At 61.7% G+C, this 19,931-nt stretch carries 17 protein-coding genes; 4 read left to right on the top strand and 13 right to left on the bottom strand.

Annotation, left to right across the window (positions count from 1 at the left end):
• Positions 1 to 18 precede the first annotated feature (18 nt).
• Positions 19 to 1,728, top strand: a complete 1,710-nt coding sequence (locus tag IG616_RS04475) for an acyl-CoA dehydrogenase family protein (protein ID WP_192146898.1) — start codon at positions 19 to 21, stop codon at positions 1,726 to 1,728.
• Between the two features lie 6 nt (positions 1,729 to 1,734).
• On the opposite strand, the gene IG616_RS04470 is transcribed toward IG616_RS04475, so the two are convergent.
• From IG616_RS04470 to IG616_RS04455, 4 genes are all read right to left on the bottom strand, one after another.
• Positions 1,735 to 2,952: an ABC transporter permease gene (locus IG616_RS04470; protein ID WP_192146896.1), complete on the bottom strand. Its 1,218-nt coding sequence runs from the start codon at positions 2,950 to 2,952 to the stop codon at positions 1,735 to 1,737.
• Positions 2,949 to 3,872 carry an ABC transporter permease gene (locus tag IG616_RS04465; protein WP_192146894.1) on the bottom strand — a complete coding sequence of 308 codons (924 nt, stop codon included), beginning with the start codon at positions 3,870 to 3,872 and terminating at the stop codon, positions 2,949 to 2,951. The genes IG616_RS04470 and IG616_RS04465 overlap by 4 nt, the downstream gene beginning before the upstream one ends.
• 3 nt (positions 3,873 to 3,875) lie before the next feature.
• Complete coding sequence (locus IG616_RS04460; protein ID WP_192146892.1) at positions 3,876 to 4,970, bottom strand: ABC transporter ATP-binding protein; 1,095 nt, start codon at positions 4,968 to 4,970, stop codon at positions 3,876 to 3,878.
• A gap of 146 nt (positions 4,971 to 5,116) precedes the next feature.
• Positions 5,117 to 6,256, bottom strand: coding sequence for a substrate-binding domain-containing protein (locus IG616_RS04455; protein WP_192146890.1), 1,140 nt, complete (start codon positions 6,254 to 6,256; stop codon positions 5,117 to 5,119).
• A gap of 262 nt (positions 6,257 to 6,518) precedes the next feature.
• On the opposite strand from IG616_RS04455, the gene IG616_RS04450 reads away from it, so the two are divergent.
• Positions 6,519 to 8,051, top strand: coding sequence for an aminotransferase-like domain-containing protein (locus IG616_RS04450; protein ID WP_192146888.1), 1,533 nt, complete (start codon positions 6,519 to 6,521; stop codon positions 8,049 to 8,051).
• Between the two features lie 185 nt (positions 8,052 to 8,236).
• On the opposite strand, the gene IG616_RS04445 is transcribed toward IG616_RS04450, so the two are convergent.
• The 8 genes from IG616_RS04445 to hutI form a co-directional block, all read right to left on the bottom strand.
• Positions 8,237 to 9,046: an amino acid ABC transporter ATP-binding protein gene (locus IG616_RS04445; protein WP_192146886.1), complete on the bottom strand. Its 810-nt coding sequence runs from the start codon at positions 9,044 to 9,046 to the stop codon at positions 8,237 to 8,239.
• Positions 9,047 to 9,070: 24 nt separating this feature from the next.
• Positions 9,071 to 9,730 carry an amino acid ABC transporter permease gene (locus tag IG616_RS04440; RefSeq protein ID WP_192146884.1) on the bottom strand — a complete coding sequence of 220 codons (660 nt, stop codon included), beginning with the start codon at positions 9,728 to 9,730 and terminating at the stop codon, positions 9,071 to 9,073.
• Positions 9,731 to 9,739: 9 nt separating this feature from the next.
• Positions 9,740 to 10,393, bottom strand: coding sequence for an amino acid ABC transporter permease (locus tag IG616_RS04435; protein ID WP_343072341.1), 654 nt, complete (start codon positions 10,391 to 10,393; stop codon positions 9,740 to 9,742).
• A 106-nt stretch (positions 10,394 to 10,499) separates the two neighbouring features.
• Positions 10,500 to 11,318 carry a transporter substrate-binding domain-containing protein gene (locus tag IG616_RS04430; RefSeq protein WP_192146882.1) on the bottom strand — a complete coding sequence of 273 codons (819 nt, stop codon included), beginning with the start codon at positions 11,316 to 11,318 and terminating at the stop codon, positions 10,500 to 10,502.
• A gap of 64 nt (positions 11,319 to 11,382) precedes the next feature.
• Positions 11,383 to 13,053: a urocanate hydratase gene (gene hutU / locus IG616_RS04425; RefSeq protein ID WP_192146880.1), complete on the bottom strand. Its 1,671-nt coding sequence runs from the start codon at positions 13,051 to 13,053 to the stop codon at positions 11,383 to 11,385.
• Positions 13,054 to 13,078: 25 nt separating this feature from the next.
• Complete coding sequence (gene hutG, locus IG616_RS04420; RefSeq protein ID WP_192146878.1) at positions 13,079 to 13,912, bottom strand: N-formylglutamate deformylase; 834 nt, start codon at positions 13,910 to 13,912, stop codon at positions 13,079 to 13,081.
• A complete protein-coding gene (gene hutH, locus IG616_RS04415) occupies positions 13,899 to 15,455 on the bottom strand; it encodes a histidine ammonia-lyase (protein ID WP_192146876.1) in 1,557 nt (518 codons plus the stop codon). Before hutH ends, hutG begins: the two co-directional genes overlap by 14 nt.
• Positions 15,452 to 16,618, bottom strand: a complete 1,167-nt coding sequence (gene hutI, locus IG616_RS04410; RefSeq protein ID WP_209007307.1) for an imidazolonepropionase — start codon at positions 16,616 to 16,618, stop codon at positions 15,452 to 15,454. The genes hutH and hutI overlap by 4 nt, the downstream gene beginning before the upstream one ends.
• Before the next feature lie 121 nt (positions 16,619 to 16,739).
• Here hutI and IG616_RS04405 point away from each other — a divergent pair, with 121 nt between their 5' ends.
• On the top strand, positions 16,740 to 18,140 hold the full coding sequence (locus IG616_RS04405; RefSeq protein ID WP_192146872.1) for a formimidoylglutamate deiminase: 1,401 nt from the start codon (positions 16,740 to 16,742) through the stop codon (positions 18,138 to 18,140).
• Positions 18,141 to 18,148: 8 nt separating this feature from the next.
• Positions 18,149 to 18,844, top strand: a complete 696-nt coding sequence (locus IG616_RS04400) for a histidine utilization transcriptional repressor HutC (protein WP_343072340.1) — start codon at positions 18,149 to 18,151, stop codon at positions 18,842 to 18,844.
• 190 nt (positions 18,845 to 19,034) lie between these two features.
• On the opposite strand, the gene IG616_RS04395 is transcribed toward IG616_RS04400, so the two are convergent.
• Positions 19,035 to 19,895: a glucosamine kinase nucleotide-binding domain-containing protein gene (locus IG616_RS04395; protein WP_192146870.1), complete on the bottom strand. Its 861-nt coding sequence runs from the start codon at positions 19,893 to 19,895 to the stop codon at positions 19,035 to 19,037.
• Positions 19,896 to 19,931: the final 36 nt, after the last annotated feature.

The following is a 19,931-nucleotide window of genomic DNA, read 5'->3' as shown; positions in this document are numbered from 1 at the left end:
AGTCAAAGACGGCGCCTCATGACCGGATATCAGCTTCAGGCCCAGACCTCGGCCGCCCTTCTGGCCGCCCTGCCGGGCTGGCGCGACCTGCAGGCTGCCCGGCCTGATCTGGACCAGGAAACCGTTGAGGCAATCCTTGGCGAAGCGGCCAAGTTCGCCGAAGGAAGGCTTGCGCTGGTCAACAGCCCTGGTGATGCGGAAGGCTGCCGTCTGGACGGAGGCCGGGTGAGAACGCCCTCGGGTTATGCGCAAGCCTATCAGGCGCTCGCCGGTGATGGCTGGATCGGAATGGATCTGGACGACGCCCATGGCGGCCAGGGTCTTCCCGTCGTTCTGCATACGGCGGCGCAGATGCTGTTCGACCGGGGTTGTACAGCCCTGATGATGCTTGCCGGCTCCAGCCGCGCGGCCGCCCATCTTCTGGCGGCCCATGCGGATGCCTCAGTGCGGGAAGATTGGGTTCCGGCTCTCTGCTCCGGCCACTCGGCGGCTACCATCTGTATTTCCGAGCCGGACGCCGGATCGGACGTGGGCCGGATACGTACACGCGGCGAACAACGGGACGGTGTCTGGCACATCACCGGCCAGAAAATCTGGATCTCCTTCGGCGATCACGACATGGCACCCCGTATCGGCCATTGCCTCCTCGCCCGCACCAGCGATGCCCCCGGCACGCGAGGCCTCAGCTTGTTCCTTGTCCCCGACGTGCTTGAGGATGGGCGCCGCAATGCCATCGTCATTGAGCGGATCGAGGAAAAGATGGGCCTTCACGGCTCTCCCACCTGCTCGATGCAGTTCGAAGGCGCGGAAGGCATCCTGATCGGCGAGGAAGGCCGTGGCCTTTCCCAGCTTTTCACCATGATGGAATTCATGCGCCTTCAGACCGGCGCTCAAGGCCTAGGGCTTGCGCTCGGCGCAGCCGGCATCGCAGCCGGCTACATCCATGAACGCCACCAAGGCGGTGATCCCAAGAGGGCAGCTGTACCGATTTCCGCCCATGGCGATGTACGCCGTCAGGTTCTGGATCTTTCCGCCAAGGCCGCAACCTTGCACATGGCCGTTCTGGATCTCGCCCTGCTGCTCGACCGGATCGAGCTGACCGCAGATCCGGACACCCGCGCGGCTCTGGAAGCTCAGGCCGCGTTCACCTTGCCCATCATCAAGACTTTTGGTGCGGAAACCGCGTTCGAAACGGCAAGCGCTGCGATGCAGGTTCTCGGTGGTGCCGGATACACCCGCGAATGGCCAGTGGAACAGATCCTGCGCGACTGCCGGGTGCTGGCGATCTACGAGGGCACCACTGGCATGCAGGCGCAAGATTTCCTCATGCGCCGCCTTTGGCGGGAGAACGGCGCCGGACTGAAAAGCTTCCTCGGCGCAGCTCATTCTGAGATCGATAAATCATCATCTTCAGATAGTTACAAAATTTCTCTGAAGAAAATACTTGAACAGTTTGAAACCCTTTCAACAGGCATGGATGCCCTTAAAACCGGCAATCCGCGTGCGGGAGAGTTCGCGGCAGAGCCCTATCTGCGGGCCGGCTGGGCGGCGGTCTCCGCCCTCAACGCCTGGCGCCTGTCTCAGCTTGCAGATCAGCCCCGCCTCGCCGCACTTGGCACCTACCGGCTGGACCAACTCGAGGGCGAATTCGCCTTTCATGCGGGCAAATGCCACGCCGCCTCAAACAGCTATGACGTGCTGTTCGAGACGGCTTTTCCTGAGGCGTGACCTGCCTCAATTCGGCTTCAGATTGCCGGGAGCAAAGGCGCCACCGAAGCCGGAGGGGCTTTGGGGCGCCGCCGGCGATGCGGGAGCAGCCCCTGGTGCCAGACTGCCCGGATTGAACGCTCCACCGAAGCTGGACGGTGCAGGACCGGAAGACGGCGCAGCCGGTGCCGGAGTTCCCGCCTTCTGGGTGCGGATGCGTTCACGCTGCTCTTCCAGCAGCTTTTCCTGCAGGGCACGCTTCTCATCCAGGATCTGCTGTTTGCAGACGCTGGCGTCAATCTGACTGGCCTTGTAGGCGAGGCTTCCGCCCATCCCCAGCAGGAGGACAAGCACCATCGCCGGATGGGCAAGCACGCTGAGCACCGGATTGCCATAGACCTTTGAGCGGGCGGCCTGACCGGTCCGCATCACCTCTGCCCGGCGCGTATAGGCTTCATGCACCATGGCCCCGATCAGCGTGACCGCGATGATGATCACGGCCAGCGCGGAAAGCGAGGGATCCGTTCCGTGGCGCACCTTGGAGGCCAGAGTGGTGGTGAAGGTGTTGCCGGACAGGATCGTGAAGACCGTCGTGTTGTAATTCTCGAAGGAGGCCAGCAGCGTCAGGAAGGCAGCAGACCCGATGGCAGGCGACAGGAACGGCAGCAGGATCTTGCGGAAGGCCTGTCCAGGCGTTGCTCCAAGATCAAGCGCCGCTTCCGTCAGGGTCGGGTCAAAACGCTGCAAGCGCGCCAGAAACACCAGCATGGCATAGGCGGCGATGAAGGTGACCTGCCCCGCCAGCGTCAGGAACATGCCGTCAAAGAAGATCGAGCCGTAATCCGCACCAACCGACCGGCCAAGCGCGCCCCAGAAGACGATGGTCGAAATGCCGAGCACGACGCCCGGAATGAGGATTGGCGTGATCAGAACCGTATAGAGCGCGGCGCGCACCTTCGGCCCGACCTCGGACAGCGCAAGCGCTCCCGCAAGGCCGACCGGAACGGATATAGCGACGACGCCAATGCCGATGATGACGCTGTTGACGAGCCCTGCCATCAGCCGCTCATTGCCGAACAGCTCGTCGAACCACTCTGTGGTGAAGCATTCCCAGGGCGTGATGCGCGGGAAGGACGAGGAATTGAACGCCGTGATCACCATGATGATCAGCGGGCCGAAGAGGAAGGCAAAGAACAGCAGGGAGTACCCTGCCGCGATCGGGCCGCCGCCGGTTCCCTTGTTCATCGTCCGATCTCCCCGATGGATACCTTGAAGACCCGCATCAGCATCATGACGAAGCCGATACAGACGAGAAGCAGGATCACCGCATAGGCAGATCCGCGCTGCCAGTTGGCCGATTCATTGAACCACTGGTAGATGAGCTGGGTGAACCAGAGATTGGACGGCCCGCCGAGGATCTGGGGAGCAGCCAGCGCGCCTGCCGTCAGCATGAAAACCATGGTCGCGCCGGAGGCAATCCCCGGCTTGGCGATAGGCAGCACCACCCGCCAATGCACCCGCCACCAGCTGGCTCCCATGTCGCGGGCCGCCTCGATCTGATTGCGGTCAAGCGCCTCGACCGCATTGAAGATCGGGAACACCATCAGCAGGATATAGGCGTAGGTCAGGCCGGAATAGAGCGCCACATCCGCCCGGATAAAGTCGACAGGCTGGTCCCAAAGCCCCGCCCCCATTCCGAGCGAATTGATCAGACCCGTCGCCCCGAACAGCACCCGGAAGGCAAAGGCCCGCAGGATCTCGTTGACCCAGAAGGGCACGATCAGGCCGATCACCATCAGCCGGGCAGCCACACCCGTTGCGGAATGCGCCAGGATATAGGCGATCGGATAGCAGATCACGATATCAATGAGGGTGACGAAAACGGCAGCAACCAGCGTCTTGACCAGAATGCCGATGTCCAGCGTGTTGAGCTGGCCGTCATTGCCGGAGAAGAAATAAGCGTAATTGTCCAGCGTGTAGACATCCAGCGGCCCGCCAATGTCCGGCTTGGGCAGGTTGAGCCTGAAGGAATAGTCCAGCATCGAGATTTGCGGCAGGACGATCAGGAACACCACCCAGACGAACACCGCAATACCGATGAAACACGCAGCGCCAAGCCCATGCCTTGCGGCCATGGGCTGAAAGAGGGAACGCAGAGCCGTCATGGATTACGCTCCCGCCAGCTGGCCGTGAGGCAGAACCGTCGCGTGAGCCGGATCAAAGGCGAAGGTGACAGCATGACCGGTGACCATTCCGTCACTGCCCCCCCGGTTCACGCGTGTGACGCGCATGTCCACGCCATTCGCACTGACGAACAGGATCCGGGAATTGCCCTCGAACTCTTCCTTCGTCACCGAGGCCGCAATCGTATTGGGGGCCTCGGCATCGGCCTTCAGCTCCATCTGCTCCGGACGGATGAAAAGATAGCAGCTGTCACCGTTCTTGTAGCGGCGTCCACCCGCGGCCTTGCCCTGCAAGGGTCCCAGCGGCGTCTCCAGCGTGACCATCTCGCCGGACTGAAGCACAACCTTGCCTTCAATCGCATTGGTCTCGCCCACGAAGGACGCGACAAAAGAGGTTTTCGGGCGGTTGTAGACACTCTCCGGATCACCGATCTGCTCGATGACCCCGGCATTCATCACCGCAATCCGGTCCGACATGGTCAGCGCTTCGCCCTGGTCATGGGTGATGTAGATGAAGGTCAGCCCGACGCGTTGCTGAATGGCCCTCAGTTCCGTGCGCATGTGGTGACGCAGCTTCAGGTCGAGGGCCGACAGAGGCTCGTCCAGCAGCAGAATATCCGGCTCGACAGCCAGAGCCCGGGCAATCGCCACACGCTGACGCTGGCCGCCGGAGAGCTCGTGCACCTTCTTGTCACCCACCCCCGGCAGGGCAATCATATCGAGCAGCTCATCCGCCCGTTTGCGCCGCTCCTTGCGGGAAACGCCGCGCACTTCCAGCGGAAAGGCAATGTTCTCTGCAACGGACATCAGCGGGAAAAGCGCCAGGTTCTGGAAGATCAGAGCCGTCGGCCGCTTGTTCGGGCCAACGCCCTTCATATCCTTGCCGCCGATCAGGACCCTGCCTTCGGTGGGTTCGGAAAACCCCGAGACACAGCGCAGCAACGTGGTCTTGCCGCATCCCGAAGGCCCGAGAAAGGAAAAGAATTCGCCCCCTTGGATGGTCAGGTGGGCATTGTCGACCGCCGTGTAGGAACCGAAACGGATGGATACGTGGTCTAACACGATGTCTTTTGTGGTCATGAAGCTCTCGTCAGCTGGCCGTGGCGTTGCCTTAAGGCAGTCCTGCACCCGGTCAATGGGAACCGCCCCGGTTCCAGGCACATGCCTCCCTTGGCCGGGCATGTCTCTGCCCGGCCCGGAGGTCCAATCAAGATCAGGCCAGGCCGTCAGGCTGACATGAACTTGTTGGCGTATTCGGTGCGTTTTTCCGAATACCAGGGCGCTTCGGCCGGCCATGCGTTCAGCTTTGCCAGCGCATCTCCCGGATAGGCATCGGCGAAGTTCTTCGCATAGACCTCACCGCCAAATTCGGCAGCGCCGATGACCGGTGAGTTGTAGCCATGGGTCTTGATGGCTTCCCCTGCCAGCTTGGCGTTATAGGCAGCATCGATGAAGGCATAGACCTGATCGATGTTCTTCGCGCCGGTCGGCATGGCAAGCCCGTCAACCCAGGCCATCGCGCCTTCCACCGGAGCGCGGTACATGACCGGTTCGCCAGCAGTCTTCAGGGCCAGCGGCGGCCCATCCCAGGTCTGGCCGACAACCACGCCTTCGTTCAAAAGACCGTTCTTCTGGGTGTCGGCGTCATTCCAGAGAAGCTTGATATTGGGCTTCTTCTTGATGGCAATCTCGACCAGCTTGGACCAGACTTCATCCATCTTTTCCGGGCTTTCATAGGCTGCCCAGATGGAACCCGGCTCCATTTCGCCCCGGCGCTCAAGACCAAGGCCAAGGCCCAGCATCATCGAGTGAGCGCGCCCCATGGTCTTGCCTGCATTGGCTTCATCCCAAACGTCGTAGTAGCTCGGGAACTCGCCAGCGGGCGTGAAACCGTCCGTGCGCCAGGCAACACCTTCCGTGCCCCAGATATGCGGCAGCCAGAAGGTGCCCTTGCCCTCAAAATTCCAATGGGTCTCCCCCAGAGCCATGGAGGGATTGACCTTGTCGAGCGGAACCTTGGACATGTCGAAAGGCTGCAGCAGGCCCAGATCCTTCCAAAGAAGGTTCCGGTTCACCGTTGGAGAGACGATATCGAAGCCCTCGCCATTGGTGGCCTTGAGCTTGTTGATGATCTCGTCGTTTGAGCCAATGCCAGTGAAGTTGATCTTGATACCGGTCAGCTCGGTGAAGCCGGTCACGAAGCTCTCCGGCAGATAGTCCGACCACATCATGATGTTGATTTCACCGGATGACGCCAAAACGCTTGAGCTCACGATTGCGGGCATGGCAAGGCCTGCACCTGCCGCCGCGGAGGTCTTCAAGAATTGACGCCTGCTTGGCTTAAAGCCCTTGAGTGTACCTGTCATGACATTCCCCTGTTCCGCCTGGAGACCCCAAGCTGTTCACACTCTGGAACGGAACCGGCCACGTTTATGATGGATGCTGCTCTGCTCCCGGGGTCCGGCTCCCGCTTTCATTCGAGACTATTGCGGCGCAAAAACCACCCTTAGAGCCAGAGCTTGAAATCTATGGTGCCAGAACTGCCTTTTTGGTTTGCAATCCTAATTAATAGGCAGATGATGACAAGGACGCCTCAGGGCCGCCCAACACCCGGTCATCAGGAAAGCCATGCTCGACAGATTCTTTGAAACGCCGTTTGATCCGAAACGCCGCCTGCAGCATCAGATTCAGGAGCGGCTGATCGAGGCGATTCTCGCAGGGGTCTGGCCCCTGCATGAGCCCCTGCCCGCCACCCGGGTCTTCGCCACCCGGTTCAAGGTCTCCCGCAACACGATTTCTCTTGTCTATGAGCGGCTTGCGGCGGATGGCTATCTGAAGCCCGTCAGCCGGAGGGGATACTTCATCAACGAACGGGCTCTGCGCGAACAGTTGACCATCCGCCAGGACGCGAAACTCAAGGAAAGTCTACCGAGCGAAGCCAGACCGCTCGACCTGAACGCAAAGCTCCGCTACCGGTTTTCCGGCCAGAACCACATCACGAAACCAAGAGACTGGCGGCGCTACGAGTTTCCCTTCGTTTATGGCCAGACCCTTGCGGACAAGACCTCGATCACCCGCTGGCGGGATTGTGTGCGCCTTGCCGGCACTGCCCAGCACACACCCAACTGGATCAGCGATCTGGTCGACCGGGACGATCCGATGCTGATTGACCAGATCATCCGCCGGGTTCTGCCACAGCGCGGTTTCCGTGCGGCGGAGGAAAACATCCTGATCACCGTCGGGGCGCAGAATGCCGTCTATCTTGCAGCCAGCCTCTTTTGTGCGTCCGGCAAGCGGGTGGACATCGAGGACCCGGGCTATGCCGATGCGCGGAACATTTTCCTCTCACTTGGCGCGGATCTGAAGGCCCATCCGGTCGACACCAACGGTATGCGCGTCACCTCTGCCCTGGCGGGGGCGGATCTCGTCTATGTGACCCCCGGCCACCAGTCTCCCACCAATGTCACCATGTCGATGGAGCGTCGTCTGGCCCTTCTGGCTGCCGCGGAAACTCATGACTTTATCATCATCGAGGATGACTACGAGCATGAGCTGAATTTCGTCGGCGCACAGCGGCCGGCCCTCAAGAGCTTTGACCGGTCGGACCGGGTGATCCACATCGGCAGCCTGTCCAAACCGCTATTTCCGGGTCTGCGCCTGGGTTTCGTCGCGGCAAGCCCTGCGATTATCGAGGAAATGCGGGTGCTCCGGCGGCTGATGTACCGGCACCCCCCCGCGCAGGAGCAGCGGGCCATGGCTCTGTTTCTGGCAGAGGGCCACTACGACGCGCATATCCGCCGCCAGAGGAAAGACCTCTCTGGAAAATGGCGGCGGGTGTTTCAGGAGATCGACCGGCTTCTACCCATGTGCGCCGTCACTCAGACCACTGGAGGGTCCGCTGTCTGGCTGCAGCTGCCCGCCGGTCTGCCGGCAACGGATCTTCAGACAGAAGCTGCCCGTCATGGGGTTCTCGTGGAAGCCGGCGACATTCATTTCCTAAAGGCCCCGCCGCCCAAGAACTGCATCCGCCTCGGCTTTGGCGCCGTCAGCCTGGATCAGATCACACCGGGCCTCGAACGGCTGGCGCAGGTAATCAACCGGATGCTCACAGCAAAACGGCCAAGCGAGGTCTCTCACTGTCCAGCCGCTGCCATTGCCTAGTCTCCGGACCAGAGCCACCGCTGCCCTTCCGGCAGTTCAGGGCAGATAAAGCTAGCCATCATCAAACCGCAGAGCACGGGCGCAATGCGCAGGTTTCAGCCCCGCCGGAGCTCGCAGCAAGGTGGACTTGATCCCCGGCCTAGCCGGGGACGACGGCAGGGAGAGCACAGCCCCCCACAGGCTCCTCACACCACATTGCGCTCGCGGTAGGTCTGCAGGAAGGAGCGGACGCGGGGGTCGTCGGGCTCGCGGCCGAAGATATCCGCAGGCGGTGCGAGGGTCACGAGACGCCCTTTATCCAGAAACGCGACCCGGTCGGCCACATGGGCGGCAAACCCCATTTCGTGGGTCACCACCACCATGGTCATACCCTCGGCGGCCATTTCCTTCATCACGGTCAGCACTTCACCGACCAACTCCGGATCGAGAGCCGAGGTCGGCTCGTCAAAGAGCATGACCCGCGGCTCCATGGCAATCGCGCGGGCAATGGCGACGCGCTGCTGCTGGCCGCCGGAGAGATTGGCCGGGTGGTTCTGGGCCTTGTCCGACAGATGCACCTTGGCAAGCGCTGCCATGGCGGCCTCCTGCGCTGCTTTCTTGCCCAAACCCTTCACCTGGATCAGGGCTTCGGCAACATTCTCCAGAGCGGTCAGGTGCGGCCAGAGATTGAACTGCTGGAACACCATGCCGATATGCTGGCGCTGGCGGCGCAAGGTGCCGGCGGCAACGCGCCTGCGCGGCTGGGCAGTGCCCTCCTGCCAGCCGATCAGCTCGCCCTCCAGCCGGACCTCGCCGGTGTCATAGGCTTCCAGAAAGTTGAGGCAGCGCAGCAGTGTGGATTTACCCGAGCCTGACGGGCCGATAAGGCACACCACCTCGGAGCGGTTTACGTCCAGCGTGATGTCACGCAGCGCTTCAAAGTCCTTGAAGGACTTGCTCATGTTGCGGACCGAGATAAGCGCTTCGGCGGTGGCGGACGGCGTCTGTGTGGTCATGGGAGTGTCCTGCTTGTCTCAGTCTCAAGTGCGCTTCAGATGGCGCGTGACGCGGGCCTCGACCCTGCCGCCAAGCCAGCTCGTGACGATAACCATCAGCCAGTAGAACAGCGACAGCACCAGGAACGGCTCGATATAGGTGAAGGTCTCGGCGGCCATGGTCTGCGTTTCATAGAGCAGCTCCGGCACGGTCACGACCGACAGGATGGCCGTTTCCTTGCTGAGAATGATGATGAAATTGGTCAGTGGCGCCGTAATCGGCACCAGCATCTGCGGCAGGATGATCCGGCGCATGATGCGGGCCTCCGACAGGCCGACGCAGCGCGCCGCCTCGATCTGACCCTTTGGCACGGCATTGAAGCCGGAGCGGAAGATCTCGGCGAAATACGGGCTGCCGTAGACAACGAAGCTGATGATCCCGGCCTGAACCGGCGTCAGCACCAGCCCCATGTACGGCCCGCCGTAATAGAGGATGAAAAGCTGGATCATGAAAGGCGTGCCACGGATCAGCTCCACATAGCCTTCGATCACCCAGCGCACCGGGCGGATGCTCCAGCGGTAGAGACAGGCAATCGCAAAACCCAGCACGAGCCCGCCGAGTGAACCGGCTATCCAGCACAGGATCGTGACACCAAAACCACGCAGAAGATCCGGGCCATAGCGGACGAAAAGGTCGAGTTCCATCTCCGCCCCCTACCCGATCTGCAGCCGCTTTTCGGCCAGACGGCCAAAGCGCGACAACACGAAATTGATGACAAAATAGATCGCGGCCGCCGCGACATAGATTTCCAGAGGACGGTAGGTCTCGCCGGTGATGTTCTGGGAGACGCGGGTCAACTCGCCGATGCCGACGACGGAGGCCAGAGACGAGACCTTCACCAGCAGGATCAGCTCGTTCACCAGCGATGGCAGGCCGAGACGGATGGCCTGGGGCACAAGAATGCGCCGCCATAGGGCCAGAGACGGAATACCGAGCGCTTCGGCGGCTTCCGCCTGGCCCTTGGGAATGGCTTGAAGCGCGCCGCGCAGGATTTCCGCCGTATAGGCCGCAGAGCACATGCCGGTGGCCAGGATCGCAGCGGCAATCGCCGGAAGGTCCAGACCGACATAGGGCAGCATGTAGAAGAACATCAGGAGCTGCACCAGCAGCGGAACGCCGCGGAAAAAGCTGATGTAGAACCGCGCAAAAGCGGACAGCGCCAGATTGGGCGTCAGCCTGGCCGCACAGAGCAGGACGCCCAGCACCATGCTGATCGCCATTCCGGCGACGGAAATGAGAAGGGTCCACCGCGCAGCTGCCAGAAGATACGGCAGGTTGTGCGCGATGACGTCAAAAGAAAAGTCCACCAGGGATCGCTCCGCACTGACAGTTGCCGCGGGTAACGGTTTTATCAAAACCAGCCCGTGAAAACGAATGCTCCGGCAGGATAGCCCTGCCGGAGCGCGGTCGGCGTTACTTTACATCCGGCATTGTGACCGGCAGGTCCGGAGCGGTACCAAGCCACTTTTCGTTGATCGCCTTCAGGCGGCCATCTTCATGCATCTTCAGGAGAGCAGCGTTGATGGCTTCGACCAGGGAAGCGGTCTCGTCGCCCGGACGGGCAACCCAGCCGAAATACTTCGGCTCACCGAACGGCGGCATGACCATTTCGAACAGGCCCGGTCGCTGAACAGCGGCATAGCCCATCAGCGGCATGGAGTTGGCAACACCCTGGATACGGCCAGCGGCAAGGTCGGCCAGCGCTTCGTCGATATTGACGTATTCGCGGATGTCAGCCGGGGTCGGCAGGGTTGCGGAGAAGGCCTTGAGCTGTTCCAGCTGGGCGGAGCCCTTCTGGGAGCCAACGGCATTGCCGGCGATGTCTTCCGGCTTGGTGATGGAGCTGTCACCGGCCTTCTTGGCCAGAGCCACGGTGGCGTTGCCGATTGGCAGGGTGAAGCTGTAGCGGCTCAGACGCTCGGCGGTGATGGTCACCGGAGCGTTGACGATGTCGAACTTGCCAGCTTCCAGACCCGGCAGGATCGACTGCCACGGCAGGTCGAGGAATTCGACCTCGACGCCCAGTTCCTTGGCAACTTCAGTGAAGAGGTCGTGGCAGATGCCCTGATATTCACCATCCTTCAGGATGTCGAACGGCGCATAGTGCATTTCGGTTGCGGCGACGATCTTGCCCTTGGCCTTGATGTCGGCCAGCAGATCCGCATGGGCAGCCCCGGCCAGGCCAAGGCTGAAACCCACCGCGGCAACCACACTGAGGAACTTCGCTTTCATTCTCACTGTCTCCTAATTCTCTGGGAGGATGAACCTATTGGTCTTCTTATTGTTTTTGGTCTCTTCAACCAAGGATGGCTGGAAGATTCAGATCGTGTTCCTTTGCACAGTCGATCGCGATGCCGTAGCCGGCATCCGCATGGCGCATGACCCCCGTCGCCGGGTCGTTCCATAGCACCCGGGCGATGCGTTCATCAGCATCTTTCGTGCCATCGCAGCAAATCACCATGCCGGAATGCTGGGAAAAGCCCATACCGACCCCGCCGCCGTGGTGGAGAGACACCCAGGTCGCGCCCGAGGCGGTGTTGAGCAGCGCGTTGAGCAGCGGCCAATCGGACACGGCGTCGGACCCGTCCTTCATGGCTTCGGTTTCGCGGTTCGGAGAGGCGACGGAGCCTGAATCAAGATGGTCGCGGCCGATCACAACCGGTGCCTTCAATTCACCGTTGCGGACCATTTCGTTGAACGCCAGCCCCAGGCGGTGACGCTGGCCGAGACCAACCCAGCAGATCCGGGCCGGAAGCCCCTGGAAGGCAATACGCTCGCGGGCCATATCCAGCCAGTTGTGCAGATGCTCATCATCGGGGATGAGCTCCTTCACCTTCTGGTCGGTCTTGTAGATGTCTTCCGGATCACCGGACAGGGCGCACCAGCGGAACGGTCCGATGCCGCGGCAGAACAGCGGGCGGATGTAGGCAGGAACGAAGCCCGGGAAGGCAAAGGCATTCTCGAAGCCTTCTTCCAGAGCGACCTGGCGGATGTTGTTGCCATAGTCGAGGGTTGGAACGCCCGCGTTCCAGAAGGCAACCATGGCTTCCACCTGCTTGCGCATGGACGCACGCGCTGCCTTCTCTACGGCTTTCGGGTCGCTTTCGCGCTTGGCCTTCCATTCGGCAATCGTCCAGCCTTCCGGCAGATAGCCGTTGATCGGATCATGGGCAGAGGTCTGGTCGGTAACGATGTCCGGCTTGATGCCCCGGCGCATCAGTTCCGGGAAGATCTCTGCGGCATTGCCGAGAAGGCCAACGGACTTGGCTTCGCCAGCTGCTGTCCATCGCTCGATCATGGCCAGCGCCTCGTCCAGCGAGGTCGCCTTTTCATCGACGTAGCGGGTGCGCAGGCGGAAATCGATGCGGGTCTCGTCGCACTCGACCGCAAGGCAACAGGCGCCCGCCATAACGGCCGCCAGCGGCTGAGCGCCGCCCATGCCGCCGAGGCCACCCGTCAAAATCCACTTGCCCTTGAGGTCGCCGCCAAAATGCTGGCGCCCTGCTTCGGCAAAGGTTTCATAGGTGCCCTGCACGATGCCCTGGGTCCCGATATATATCCAAGAGCCAGCGGTCATCTGGCCGTACATGGCCAGACCCTTCTTGTCGAGTTCGTTGAAGTGATCCCAGGTCGCCCAATGGGGCACCAGGTTGGAATTGGCGATCAGGACACGCGGTGCATCCTTGTGGGTGCGGAAGACACCGACCGGCTTGCCGGACTGGACCATCAAGGTCTCGTTCTCTTCCAGTGACTTCAGCGCGGCAACGATCTTGTCAAAATCATCCCAGGTGCGGGCCGCACGGCCAATGCCGCCATAGACCACCAGCTCATGCGGGTTTTCGGCCACATCCGGATGCAGGTTGTTCATCAGCATCCGCAGCGGCGCTTCGGTCAGCCAGGACTTGGCATTGAGTTCCGTGCCAGTGGGCGGAAACACGTCACGGGAATTATGGCGGCGGTCAACCATAGTGATCTCCTCTGGTGGTCAGGCTTTACGCCAGCTTTTCTTGTGGGGCTTTGGCCGGGCTCTGGGGAAGGTTCAGCGCAATCTCGGCCAGATCTTTCAGGATCAGTTCCAAATGCGGACGCAAACGCCCTGCCCGGTCTTCCGAATAGTCAAAAGGAACATCTTCGCTGGCCAGATGGGTGGCCTGGGCCAGTTCCATCTGGATGGCATGAACACCGGTTTCCGGGCGGCCATAGTGACGGGTCGTCCAGCCGCCCTTGAAGCGGCCGTTCAGGATACTTGTGTAGCCCTCGGCGGCCTTGGTGCGCAAAACCGTTGCGGCCTCGATCGCTGGCGCGCAGGTGGTGCCATTGTTGGTGCCGACATTGAAGTCCGGCAGGCGTCCCTCGAACAGAAACGGAATGGTCGAACGGATCGAGTGGCAATCGTAGAGAATGGCGATGCCATGAATGGACTTCACCCGTTCGATCTCGGCAGCGAGCGCTGCGTGATAGGGCGCGTGCCACTCCTTCTGACGGGCTGCGATCTCGTCTGAAGATGGCTCCTTGCCGTCCAGATAGATCGCGCGCCCATCGAAGTCGGTCGTGGGGCAAAGAGACGTGGTGTTCTGGCCCGGATAAAGGCTCACATCCGCCGGATCTCTATTGGCGTCAATGACATAGCGGTGAAAGTTCGCGCGAACCATCGTCGCGCCGGGCAGAAGGTCGCGGTAGAGCCGGTCCACGTGCCAGTCGGTGTCCGCCAGCAGTTTGCCGGTGTCATTGAGCTTCGCCCAGATGTCCTGCGGCACGTAGGTGCCCGCATGGGGTACACCGAGAATGACCGGGCTGCCGCCCTGTGTAACCTCAAACGGCAGCATGGTCAGCCTCCAGGGACAGAAGCGCGATGCCGCCGACGCTGGCGACCAGATCTCCGGATGCGACAAGTTGAGCCGCAGCCTTCAGATCGGGCGCCATGTAGCGGTCCTCATCCAGCGTGGCGACCTCGGAACGGAGACAACCGACAGCGGCCTGAAGCGCCTTGCTGGTGGTCAGCGGCGCGCGGCACTCGACCCCGAGACCCGCACAGAGCAGTTCGACCCCCAGGATATTCGCCAGATTGTCTGTCATGCGGCCAAGGCGGCGGGCGCCATGGGCTGCCATGGAGACATGGTCTTCCTGATTAGCGCTGGTCGGCGTGGAATCTGTCGAGCACGGATGGGCGAGATGCTTGCTCTCGCTCATCAGCGCCGCAGTCGTCACTTCCGCGATCATCAGGCCGGAGTTGAGGCCCGGATCCTTGGCAAGGAAAGGCGGCAGATCGAAGGACAGGGTTGGATCGACCATTAGAGCCACCCGGCGCTGGGCAATGGACCCCAGCTCGGCCACGGCCAGCGCAATCTGATCGGCGGCAAAGGCCACCGGTTCGGCGTGAAAATTGCCGCCGGAAACAATGCGTCCGGCTTCCGTCAGAACCAGCGGATTGTCGGTTGCCGCATTGGCCTCAATACGCAGTGTGTTGCCGGCCATGCGCAGAAGATCAACGCAGGCCCCAGCCACCTGCGGCTGGCAACGGATGCAGTACGGGTCTTGAACGCGGGTGTCACCTTCGCGGTGACTTTCGCGGATTTCCGACCCGTCCATGAGGCGGCGCATGGCAGCGGCCACTTCAATCTGGCCCCGGTGGCCACGCAGGTCATGGATTTCCGGCAGCAAGGGCGCGGTGGAGCCCATGATGGCATCGGTGGACAGCGCGGCGGTGACAAGGCAGGTTTCCGCAAGGCGCCAGGCCTCAAAGAGGCCGACCAGCGCATAGGCGGTGGAGAATTGCGTGCCGTTGATCAGGCCGAGGCCTTCCTTGGGCCCGAGGACAACTGGCTCAAGCCCGGCCTTCTTCAGAGCTTCGCCACCCGGCAGACGTTCACCGGCATAATCAGCTTCCCCTGCCCCGATCATGACAGCGGTCATATGGGCGAGCGGCGCCAGATCGCCGGACGCCCCGACAGAGCCCTGAGCCGGAACCACGGGCGTCACGCCTTTTTCCAGCATCGCCTCGATCAGCTCCAGAACGCCCCAGCGGACGCCGGAGGCGCCACGGGCAAGAGACAGGAGTTTCAAGGCCATCATCAGCCGGACGATGGCGGCCGGCATGTCATCGCCCACACCGCAGCAATGGGACAGGATGAGATTGCGCTGAAGGGTTTCCGTATCTTCCGGGGCGATCTTGACGCTGGCGAGCTTGCCGAACCCGGTGTTGACACCATAGACGGCTTCCGCACCCTGGGCGGCTTCCCGCACGCGCTCTGCAGCCGCCTCAATGGCCGGGCGGGCCGCACGGTCGATGGTGACGGCAGCGCCGGAGCGGTAGATCTCCTCCAGATACGCAAGGCGCACCTTGCCCGGGGTCAGAACCAGACGGTTCATTCCATTCCTCCAAAATAGCGGGAAACAAGCGGATTGAATCCAACCCGGTAGGCGAGTTCGGATGGGTGCTCGATGCCCCAGACGGCGAGATCGGCGCGTTTGCCAACCTCCAGTGTGCCGCAATCGGTCAGCCCCAGAGCCAGAGCCGCATTGCGCGTTGCCCCGGCAAGGGCCTCCTCCGGAGTCATGCGGAACAGGGTGCAGCCCATATTCAAGGTGAAGAGCAGCGAATTGACCGGCGATGTGCCCGGGTTGCAGTCGGTCGCCAGCGCCATCGGCACCTTATACTGGCGGAAAAGAGCCACCGGCGGCGCCTTTGTTTCGCGCAGCATATAGTAGGCGCCCGGCAGCATCACCGCGATCGTTCCGGCATCGGCCATGGCTTTCACGCCAGCCTCGTCCAGATGTTCCAGATGATCCGCCGACAAGGCACCATAGCTTGCGGCCAGCGCCGCACCTCCAAGATTGGAAAGCTGTTCGGCATGGAGCTTCACTGGCAGGCCAAGCGCCTTTGCGCGGTCAAACACCCGGGCGATCTGCTCCGGAGAAAAGGCGATGCCTTCGCAGAAGCCATCGACAGCATCCACCAAGCCTTCTGAATGAGCCTGATCCAGCGCCGGCAGACAAACCTCGTCGATGTAGCGGTCTGGCTCGCCTTTGTATTCCGGCGGCACGGCGTGAGCTGCCAGAAAGGTGGTCTTGACCCTGATGGGGCGCAGTTGGCCGATGCGCCTTGCAGCCCGCAGCATGTTGAGCTCGCTCTCAATGGAGAGGCCATAACCGGACTTGATCTCAAGCACAGTCACGCCTTCCCAGATCAGGGTGTCGACGCGCGGCAGGGAGACTTCGAGAAGCTGATCGACGGTCGCTTCGCGGGTTGCCTTGACCGAAGACACGATGCCGCCGCCTGCCCTTGCGATCTCTTCGTAGGTCGCACCTTCAAGGCGCATCTCGAATTCGCGGGCGCGGTTGCCGCCATAGACGATGTGAGTGTGGCAATCGATCAGCGCAGGAGTGACAAGAGCGCCCTGCAGATCCCGTTTCGGCAGACCGGCATAGGCGGCTGGCAGGTCAGATTCTTTGCCGATCCAGGCGATGGTTTCATCCTTCACCACCAAGGCGCCGCCAGAGAAAAGCCCATAGGCTTCGCCGCCGGGCACCATCGTTGCAAGTTTGGCATTGGTCAGAAGGAAGCTCGTCACTGGCCTGATTTCCACACTTGATTAAATCGCGTTATTAGCGATTATGCATGCACATATTAACGTGTCAACGAGGATTGAGCCCATGCCGGAACAAAGCCCAAAGACCCACGAGATGATCTTTGCGCAGCAGGCGCTTACGCCTTCCGGCTGGCAAAAGGACGTATTGGTGGAAGTCTCCGGTGACGGAAAGATCGCCAGCGTGACTGCCGGAAAGCTGCCCGCGGCAAACGAGCCTGTCACCCGCGTTGCGACCCTGCTTCCCGCCCCTGTGAACCTGCATAGCCACGCGTTCCAGCGGGCCATGGCGGGCATGAGCGAGCGGCGCGGACCGGAAGCCATCGACACGTTCTGGACCTGGCGTCAGATCATGTTCCGCTTTCTGGAAACCCTCACCCCGGATGACATCGAGGCCATAGCCGCTCTGGTTCAGCTGGAAATGCTGGAGGCCGGATATGCCGCCGTGGGTGAATTCCACTATGTCCATCACCAGCCGGACGGCACGCCTTACGCCAATATCGCGGAACTCAGCGAGCGCATTGCATCCGCCAGTTCAACGACCGGCATCGGCCTGACCCTGCTCCCCGTTCTCTACAGTCAGGGCGGTGTCGATGGCCGCCCCCTGAAGCCTGGACAAGTCCGGTTCGGAAATGATTTCAACCGGTTCCACAGACTTCATGAAGCGGCATCAAAGACAGTTGCCGCGCTTTCAGCCGATGCGCGGATCGGTGTCGCGCCCCATTCCCTGCGGGCCGTGACCAGAGATCAGCTGGCCGACTGTGTGACGCTCGCAGGCACTTCACCGCTTCACATGCACCTGGCTGAACAGGTCGGCGAAGTGGCTGAAGTTGAAGAGGCCTATGGCAAGCGCCCGGTGGACTGGCTGCTGGATGCCCATGAGGTGAAGGACAACTGGTGCCTGATCCACTGCACCCAGATGACGCCAGAAGAAACAGTCGGTCTTGCCCGCACCGGCGCGGTCGCTGGCCTCTGCCCGATCACCGAGTCCAGCCTTGGCGACGGTATCTTCGACGGCGTGCGCTATCTGGAAGCGGGTGGCCGTTTCGGCACGGGTTCTGATTCCAACATCCGGATTTCCCTCTCCGAAGAGCTGCGCACGTTCGAATATTCGCAGCGCCTGCGGGACAAGTGCCGGGCGACGGTGGCAACCCCTGACCGCTCCACGGGACGGATCGTCTTCGAGCAGGCCGCTTCAGGCAGTGCTCAGGCAGCAGGCCGCGCCTCCGGCGCCTTGGAAGCAGGACGTTTTGCGGACCTTCTGGCACTTGACGGCAAGGCCATGGATCTGGAAGGAACGGCCGGCGATGAAACGCTGGACACCTGGATCTTTGCGGGCGATGACCGGATGGTTGCCGATGTCTGGTCCGCTGGCCGCCATGTGGTGACGGGCGGCACGCACAAGAACGCCGATGCCATTCGCGAAAGATACCGCCGGACCATGCGGGAGCTGAGACAGAGACTGTGAACCTGCGCGTGAAAGAGCCCAATTCCTGGACCCAGATCCGTGAGGAACTGCTGCGGCGCATCAACGAGCGCGTCTGGCAGCCGGGAGAGATCATTCCCGGCGAAGCGGACCTGGCGGAGGAATTCGGCTGCGCCCGGACTACGGTCAACCGTGCCCTCCGGGATCTAGCAGAGACCGGGCTCGTGATCCGTAAGCGCAAGGCGGGGACGCGGGTGGCAATCAATCCGCCTCACAAGGCCACGCTGACGATCCCGGTCATCCGCGAGGAAGTGGAAGCGCGCGGGGCAGCGCACCGCCATGTGGTCACCTTGCGCGAAATCCGGCCCCTGCCCCCGCATCTTCATGCAGCCTTTCCGGTGCCGCCGGGCGCCGACGCGCTTTACACCGAGACGCTTCACTACGCGGATGACCGGCCATTTCTCTTTGAAGAGCGCTACACCAATCTGGAAGCGGTGCCTGAAATTGCGATTGCCCCCATGGACAAGATCAGCCTGAACGAATGGCTGGTTCAGAACGCGCCCTATACGACCGGCGACATGGCCTTTTTCGCCATTTCTGCCGATGCTGGACTGGCACGTTTCTTTGAATGCCCGGTAGGCACCGCCCTTTACGTGGTCGAGCGCATCACCTGGAACGGCGATCTGCCGATCACCCATGTTCGCATGACCTACGCCCCCGGCTACCGGATGCGCACTCGGATCTGAAGTTCTGCGTAAGACTGCTGATAAAGCTGCTGCCTCTCCACCGTCATCCTCGGCCTTGTGCCGAGGACCTGCACACGTCAATGGCTCGCAGAGTGCCCGGACAAGCCCGGCCATGACGAACGAGAAGAAAGCCTACTTTGTCATCAATCTCAGTCGGATCTAAAGACCTGCGTTTCCGAGACTTCAGGCCCTAGCCGAAGGTTCGGATCGCCAGGGAAATCGCGCCAGTGAGGCCGTCGCCTTCAGGCTCGCGCAGCAACTCCCTGTGATGCGCGGCAATCCAAAGTTTATAACTCTTGCTCAGGCCGCCCAGCAGGCACAAGGCCTCGCAGCCTTCAAAGCGGATCTTGTCCAGCGACAGGTTGATAAGACGAGCAGCCTCGCCGAGGATCTGAAGCGCGGCTTCATCGCCCTGTCCGGCAGCTTTGAAAACGTCTGCGGCATAGGCCGCAAAGGCTGAAGGCGCTGATGATTTTGCAAAGGCAATCACGCTGGACACATCACCTTCAAAGCCCGCCATGGTCCTTTCCAGAAGCGGTGTAAAGGACCTGAGGCCATCGCAGGCCAGGAGGCATTCTTCCAGAAGCGCCCGGCCCAGCCGCGCACCACCGCCGTGATCACCGAGCAGAAACCCACGTCCTCCGAGAGCACGCACCTCGCTGTCTTGCCGGGCCATGAACAAAGAACCGGTGCCGAGGATCGCAATCATGCCGTCCTTCGGCCCGAGCGCCCCTTCCAGAGCGATCAGACCATCGGAGCGGACTTCACAACCTGAAAATGGCAGGTGCTGTTTCAGCCGCTCCCCCGCCTGCCCGGTCATACTGCCGGCTAGCCCGAGATAGGCCGGGTAAAGCACCAGATCCGGATCGAGACCCGCCTGCTCAAGCGCCTCGCGGGAGACCGCGAGGATCGTCTGAAGCGCGCCGTCCAGGTCCGTGCTGATATTCGCGGATCCGGCCAGTGCCCGCCCGAGAATGGTGCCGGACCGGTCCGAGACCGCAGCACGGCAACTCGTTCCTCCGCCGTCGATCCCGAGAAAATACTCCGGCATCGCCACACCCGCACGCTTCAAAGATAGCTCTGATCC

This window comes from Roseibium litorale (genome assembly GCF_014842915.1).
GTDB classification, from domain to species: Bacteria; Pseudomonadota; Alphaproteobacteria; order Rhizobiales; family Stappiaceae; genus Roseibium; species Roseibium litorale.
This window is presented reverse-complemented; position numbering and strand designations above follow the sequence as displayed.